This is a genomic window from Curtobacterium sp. VKM Ac-1376, assembly GCF_015351025.1.
Lineage (GTDB): Bacteria > Actinomycetota > Actinomycetes > Actinomycetales > Microbacteriaceae > Curtobacterium.
Window position 1 is genome coordinate 1 of record NZ_JADKRV010000046.1, and the last position, 2,103, is coordinate 2,103.

General features: G+C 64.8%; 2 protein-coding genes. Both read right to left on the reverse strand.

All coding sequences use genetic code 11. The annotated features are described in order from the left end of the window. Positions 1–80: 80 nt before the first annotated feature. Positions 81–452, reverse strand: a complete 372-nt coding sequence (locus ITJ56_RS18065; protein WP_194632015.1) for a hypothetical protein — start codon at positions 450–452, stop codon at positions 81–83. Between the two features lie 145 nt (positions 453–597). Beyond that, positions 598–1,497 (reverse strand): DUF2332 domain-containing protein, encoded by a 900-nt coding sequence (locus tag ITJ56_RS18070; protein ID WP_323749866.1) that lies wholly within the window; start codon positions 1,495–1,497, stop codon positions 598–600. Positions 1,498–2,103: the final 606 nt, after the last annotated feature.

Here is a 2,103-nt window from a genome sequence, read left to right on the forward strand (position 1 = left end):
CGGTGTTCCAGCCTCGACCCCATCTGCAACACTCCGATTCACGATGGTGTTGCAACGACCAGCTGAACCCAAGGATCCCCCTACGGACTGCTCTCGAAGGACGCATCGAGCGCTTCGAGTAGTTGGCTCCCGAGCGCTTGCAGATGCGCGGTGCTAGGGCCGAAGATGAAGCGCACTGCGGGGGTGATCACGACTTCCAGCACGTCTCCCTGCGGGTGACGTTCCATCTCGATTCGCACCACGGCTGAGCCAATAGCTCCGCGGCTCCGGGTCACGAGGCGAGCCCAAGCGCTGCCCGAATCGACCTTGCGGAACGAAGGCAACTGTTCTAACGCCCGCGCAAGCCCCGGGTGGAACTCGGGAGCGCCCGCGGTCAAATGCAGGGTTCCTCTTATGGTTCGAGCATCGCTACTGTCCAGGCGGACCGCGCGCCCGGGGTCGCGATAGTTCATAACTCGAACTTACGCCGTCACGCACCGCGCCAGCATCCGGTAGCCGATCCATCAGCGGGGCACGCTCAGCTGTCGTCCGGTCAGGAGGCGGCGAGAGAGTGGAAGAACTGACCGTGTGGGCCGACGATGGCGACGGGTGCGCCGTTTACGGCCAGGACTGTTCCGTTCTCTGGGTCCGCCGGCAGCTGCGTCGCGATCTCCGGCAACACCGACCTGCCCTCGTTGCTGATCCATACGGCACCGCTCGCGTGCACCTTGCTGACGAACGACTCCCGCGCGTCCGGGTTAGGTACACGAGCACGGCGCTGTGGAAGACGACCAACGTCGCGTCAGCTGGCGCTTGCGCCGCGACCTCCTCGAACAATTCGTTCAGGTCACCGGCCACGAGCAGCGGTCGCTCTGCCGCGACGACGGATGCGGCCGCGTGCAGATTCCGGCGGCGCTCGTCATGCTCGGGCCAGACGAGCGTCTCCAGCCATTCCAGTGAAGCCGGGTCCGCGACATCGAGAGGGTTGAGGTCGATGCCGGCACGCCAGACGGTCTCCGGGAGATGCGTCGGGGTTGGACGCCCGCGTAGCTCGGTTTCGAGCACGACCGTGCTGCCGCTTGTCGGTGCCAGTTCGTCGACTCCGCTCTCGGTGATGAAGCGGTAGGCGTACTTGTCCGGGTACAGGCAGAATCCCGCGGACGCACCGACCTCGAGCAGAGCGATCGGCCCCGGGATCTTCGCCAACTCAGGCAAGAGCACCGCACATCGGCGGACTTCGTTCGTCTGCGTCGCGTGGGTGAGTGCGATCTCGCGGATCGCATCCCACCTGGCGATGAACTCGCTCCTCGCCTGCTGATACGGCACGAGAGGAACACCAGCCATCCGTGCCGAGGCGAAAACAAGGTTCGGTTGCCGCTTCGCCGCGGGCAACTCCTCGACCAGCTGCACGATGTCCTCATCGGCCGCGACACCGGTCGCCCAGTCGAAGTACAGATCGGAGATGCCGTGCGCTTCGACATCCGCCCACGCCCGATACTTCTCGCCAGCCTCACCCACAGGGGCATCCTAGGGATGGCGCATTACGAGTCCGCAAGCGGATCGTGGAGGGAACGCCTAGTGCGCCGCGTTCGCGGCTGCTGTTCGGATGGACGCTAAGAGGGATGCCTCGAACTGGGATGGCACGAGGTCGGGTGCAGCGAGGCCTCCACGCCGAGCGTGCACGATCGCAATCGTCGTTCGACCGTCTTCATCTTGGTGGAACGCGAGGGTGAGGACCTCAGCGCGCGGCATGAGCACCCCGGACCGTTGAGTCAGCACAGCCGAGGAGTCATCGAGAGCCGTTATCGATGCCCGCGGAATGCGGGCTACCGCGGACCGGATGATGCCGGGGACGTCCTCGATCGCCGCGCCGACGAGTGCAGTCCCGCGAGGTCTCTCTGCCACGAACGCTAGCTAAGCACGGTGTGCCGTAAGCCGGTCGGTCACCGGTACACGGCTGGCGGCGACAACCACGACAACTTGCCCGTGTCCTGCTTGACCTGGGGATTCCCGTATGACTGTCCCGCAAAAATGCCCGGTGAAGGGGCGGCGGTTTCAAGCGGTCATTGCAACAGGAGCTTCTCGATCGCTTCGATCGGTTTCTCGAAGGCTAACCGTTTGCGG

Excerpts from the sequence above, each read along its gene's own strand:
- ITJ56_RS18065 (WP_194632015.1), bottom strand. The coding sequence starts at position 452 with ATGAACTATCGCGACCCCGGGCGCGCGGTCCGCCTGGACAGTAGCGAT.